Source organism: Azospirillum sp. TSO5 (genome assembly GCF_003116065.1).
Taxonomy (GTDB): Bacteria; Pseudomonadota; Alphaproteobacteria; order Azospirillales; family Azospirillaceae; genus Azospirillum.
The window spans coordinates 1-4,300 of the sequence record NZ_LGQY01000138.1 but is presented as its reverse complement, the minus strand read 5'-3'; the positions used below and the strand labels follow the sequence as shown (position 1 = coordinate 4,300).

The following is a 4,300-nucleotide window of genomic DNA, read 5'->3' as shown; positions in this document are numbered from 1 at the left end:
TGCGGCTTTCTTCCCCTCCACCGCCAACGGCGGGGGAGGGAGGGACCCACGCGCCAGCGTGGGAGGGAGGGGGTAGCAAGGCGAGGTCCCTTACGCCCCCTCCGCCACCACGCGCTCGTAGGCCGGCAGGGTCAGGAAGTCGGTGAAGTCCTCGCGCGCGACCAGATCGCGGAACAGGGACGCGGCGTCGGCGTAGCGGCCCTTGGCGTAGGTGTCGGCGCCGACGCGGGCCTTCCAGGCCGACAGCTCCTCCCCGATGACGCGGTCGACGAGGTCCAGCGTCACCGCCTGTCCGTCGTCCAGCGTCGTGCCGGTGTGGAGCCACTGCCAGACCTGGGTGCGGCTGATCTCCGCGGTGGCGGCATCCTCCATCAGGTTGAACAGCGGGACGCAGCCCTGGCCGCGCAGCCACGCCTCGATATAGCCGATGCCGACCGCCACATTGTTGCGCAGGCCCGCCTCCGTCTTCGGCCCGGCGGGGACCGCCAGCAGGTCGGCGGCGGTGACGCTGACGTCGGTGCGCTTGCGGGCGATCTGGTTCGGCGTCGGCATGTAGGCGTCGAACACCTCGCGCGCCACCGGGACGAGGGCGGGATGGGCGACCCAGGTGCCGTCGTGACCGTTGGACGCCTCGCGCTCCTTGTCGGCGCGCACGCGGGAGAAGGCGGCCTCGTTGGCCTCATGGTTGTCCTTCACCGGGATGAAGGCGGCCATGCCGCCGATGGCCGGGGCGCCGCGGCGGTGGCAGGTCTTGACCGCAAGCTGGCTGTAGGCCGACAGGAAGGGGGTGGCCATCGTCACCTCCGCCCGGTCGGGCATCACGGCGGCGGGGTCCTTCCGGAACTTCTTGATGAAGCTGAAGATATAGTCCCAGCGACCGCAGTTCAGCCCGGCGGAATGCTCGCGCAGTTCGTACAGGATCTCATCCATCTCGAAGGCGGCGAGGATGGTCTCGATCAGCACCGTCGCCTTGATCGAGCCCTGCGGCAGGTGGAGATACTCCTCCGCCACCAGGAAGACCTCGCGCCACAGCCGCGCCTCGAAATGGCTCTCCAGCTTGGGCAGGTAGAAATAGGGACCGCTGCCGCGCGCCAGAAGCTCCTTGGCGTTGTGGAAGACATGCAGGCCGAAGTCGAACAGCGCGCCGGACATCGGCTCGCCATCCATCAGCACATGGCGCTCTTCCAGATGCCAGCCGCGCGGCCGGACCTTCAGCACTGCGGGCTGATCGTTGAGGCGGTATTTCTTCCCGCTGGCCGGGTCCTCATACGAAATGGTCCGGCGCACGGCGTCGCGGATGTTGATCTGCCCCTCGACCAGATTGGTCCAGGTCGGGCAGGTCGCATCCTCGTAATCGGCCATGAACACCTTGGCGCCGCTGTTCAGCGCGTTGATGACCATCTTGCGGTCGACCGGGCCGGTGATCTCCACCCGGCGGTCGAGCAGGTCGACCGGCAGCGGGCTGATGGTCCAATCGGCCTCGCGGATCGCACGGGTTTCCGGCAGGAAATCGGGCTTGTGACCCTGGTCGAGCAGCGCCTGCCGCTTGGTCCGCACGTCCAGCAGCCGCAGCCGTTCGCTGCCGAAGCGCCCCTCCAGCTCCGCCAGGAAGGCCATCGCCTCCGGCGTCAGGATTTCCTCGAAACCGGGCTTGATCGGACCACGGATTTCAAGACCTGAGATGCTGCTGGCCATCGTGCTGCTCCCCTTCCCGTATCGTGACGAACCGTTCTCTCGACGGTTGGGCAACCGGTATAGCACGGGAAACGCACAATCCGGGGACGGCCTAAGGTCGCAGATGGGCGGGCGGGATCAGCCCGTGCTTCTTCAGCATGCCGCGCAACTGGTGATAGCCCAGCCCCAGCGCCTCGGCGGTCTGGCGCTGGTTGAAGCGGTTGCGTTCCAGCGCCGTGCGCAGGATCGAGGCTTCGAAGGCGCGGACCTGACCGAGGATGCCGCCGTCGAAGGTGGGGGCGGGAGCCTGCGCGGCGGCGGGTGCCGCCTCCGGGCGGACAAACGGCGCCGTGGCCGGACGCCAGGGCGATTCGAAAGGGTCGAGGATGATGTGGTCGAGCGGCTCGTCGGGATCGGCGGCGGCGACGGAGCGCTCCACCGCGTTGCGCAGTTCGCGGACATTGCCGGGCCAGTCATGGCCGCTCAGGCGGTCGAGCGCCGCGGCGGTGAAGCCGGGGAACAGCGGGCGTTGCAGCTCGCGCACCATGCCCAGCGCGAAATGCTCGGCAAGCGGCGGGATGTCCTCGGGACGGGCGCGTAGCGGCGGCAGGGTCACCACGTCGAAGGCCAGCCGGTCCAGCAGGTCGGCGCGGAAGCGGCCGGCGGCGGCCAGCGCCGGCAAATCGGCGTTGGTGGCGCCGACCACCCGGACATCGACGGTGGCGGTGCGGCCGCCGACCCGCTCGATCTCGCCATACTCGACGGCACGCAGCAGCTTTTCCTGAACGGCGGGGGAGGCGGTGGCGATCTCGTCCAGGAACAGGGTGCCGCCGTCGGCCTGCTCGATCCGGCCGATCTGCCGGCGGGTGGCGCCGGTGAAGGCCCCGGCCTCATGCCCGAACAGCTCCGAATCGAGCAGCGACTCAGGCAGAGCCGCGCAGTTCACCTTGACGAAGGGGCGGTCCCACCGCTGCGACAGGTAGTGCAGGCGGGCGGCGATCAGCTCCTTGCCGGTTCCGCGCTCGCCGATCACCAGCACCGGCCGCTCCAGTGGCGCCACCCGTGACACATGCGCCAGCGCCGCCAGGAAGGCCGGCGATTCGCCGAGCAGGGACGGGGGAGTGATGCTCATCGTGCTTTTCGCCACTGTTTCGCCGGATTAGCGATGGTATCGCCATATTGGCGAGGTGGCAATCCGGTGCGGTTATGGGCGCAAGCTTGGAAAGCCCAGGAATTCCAATGGTTTGGCGCCGATGCGCCGGGGTTGGCACGGCGGTTGCGATACCGGTGGCATGGCAAGGAGGTCATCCATGAGCGACTTCAGCGATTTCCGCCGCCGCTATGGCGGTGACCGCTTCAACACCGCGCAGGGCCGCCCGCTGGCGCGCCGCGTGCGCAACTATCTCGCCACCCGGCCGGCGGAAAGCTGGCTGTTCTTCTTCGCCGGCATCGTCGCCGGCGCCATCCTCGGCTGACACACGGGACACCGACCATGAGCATCTTTTCGCGCCTGACCGACATCGTGCAGTCGAACCTGAACTCCCTGCTCGACCGCGCCGAGGAGCCGGAGAAGCTGATCCGCCTGATCATCCAGGAGATGGAAGACACGCTGGTCGAGGTGCGCTCCTCCACCGTCAAGATCATCGCGGAGAAGAAGGAGATCGAACGCCGCGTCGCCGATCTCCACCGCGAGCGCGACGAGTGGGACCGCAAGGCCGAGGTGGCGCTGACCCGCGACCGCGAGGATTTGGCCAAGGGCGCCCTGATGCAGAAGTCCAAGGTCGCCGAGCAGGCCGACGCGCTGGCCGAGCAGCTGGTGCAGGTCGAGGCCGCGCTGTCCAAGGCCAATGAGGACATCGGCCGCCTGCAGGCCAAGCTGACCGACGCCAAGACCCGCGAGAAGGCGCTGGTCGCCCGCACCCAGACGGCCAGCAACCGGGTCAAGGTCCGCACCGTCCTGCATGACGAGCGCATCAACGACGCCCTCTCGCGCTTCGAGCAGGTCGAGCGTAACCTTGACGAGATGGAGGGCCGGGTCGAGGCCTATGACGTCGGCCGCACCAAGAGCCTGACCGAGGAGATCGCCGAGCTTGAGGCGACTCACAAGGTCGAGGAGGATCTGGCCGCGCTGAAGGCCCGCATCGCCGCCCGCCGTAACGGCTGACGGCCGGCCGGACCCGGCTGCCGGGGTGGGGCGGTGACGCCCCGCCCGCTCTTCTCACGACAATAAGAAGGCCCGACGACCATGGGGTTCCTGGGTTTCGTCCTCGCGGTGCTGTTCATGGTGGTGGTGGCGCCGGTCTGGATCGTCTTCCACTACATCACCAAATGGCGCTCCCAGCGCGGATTGACCGCGCAGGACGAACGGCTTCTGGCCGAATTGTGGGAGATCTCCAACCGGCTGGAGGCCCGCGTCCACTCGCTGGAGCGCGTGCTCGACACCGAGGCGCCGAACTGGCGCGACAAGGTGTGAGGGGATGAGGTGTCGGCTTCGAATGCCCCCTCCCTAACCCTCCCCCGCTTTGCGGGAGAGGGGACTGCCGCCGCTTTGGCAGTGACGTGACGCCGCCAAGCATCCTGCCCCCTCCACCGCCAGAGGCGGGGGAGGGATGGGGAGGGGGCAACC

At 68.4% G+C, this 4,300-nt stretch carries 5 protein-coding genes; 3 read left to right on the top strand and 2 right to left on the bottom strand.

Translation table 11 applies throughout. The features are described 5' to 3' along the window. Positions 1-90: 90 nt before the first annotated feature. Both aceB and pspF read right to left on the bottom strand, forming a co-directional pair. Positions 91-1,695, bottom strand: a complete 1,605-nt coding sequence (aceB, locus tag TSO5_RS28875) for a malate synthase A (RefSeq protein WP_109154837.1) — start codon at positions 1,693-1,695, stop codon at positions 91-93. Positions 1,696-1,786: 91 nt separating this feature from the next. Then, positions 1,787-2,806 (bottom strand): phage shock protein operon transcriptional activator, encoded by a 1,020-nt coding sequence (pspF, locus tag TSO5_RS28870; RefSeq protein WP_109154836.1) that lies wholly within the window; start codon positions 2,804-2,806, stop codon positions 1,787-1,789. 178 nt (positions 2,807-2,984) lie between these two features. Between pspF and TSO5_RS33085 the strand changes: the two genes are divergently transcribed. The 3 genes from TSO5_RS33085 (at position 2,985) to pspB (ending at position 4,147) form a co-directional block, all read left to right on the top strand. After that, positions 2,985-3,149, top strand: a complete 165-nt coding sequence (locus TSO5_RS33085) for a hypothetical protein (RefSeq protein WP_167393311.1) — start codon at positions 2,985-2,987, stop codon at positions 3,147-3,149. Between the two features lie 17 nt (positions 3,150-3,166). Next, the gene (gene pspA, locus TSO5_RS28865; RefSeq protein WP_109154835.1) at positions 3,167-3,838 is read left to right on the top strand and encodes a phage shock protein PspA; all 672 of its coding nucleotides are present in this window, start codon (positions 3,167-3,169) and stop codon (positions 3,836-3,838) included. Between the two features lie 81 nt (positions 3,839-3,919). After that, complete coding sequence (pspB, locus tag TSO5_RS28860) at positions 3,920-4,147, top strand: envelope stress response membrane protein PspB (RefSeq protein WP_109073729.1); 228 nt, start codon at positions 3,920-3,922, stop codon at positions 4,145-4,147. The last annotated feature ends 153 nt before the right edge of the window (positions 4,148-4,300 follow it).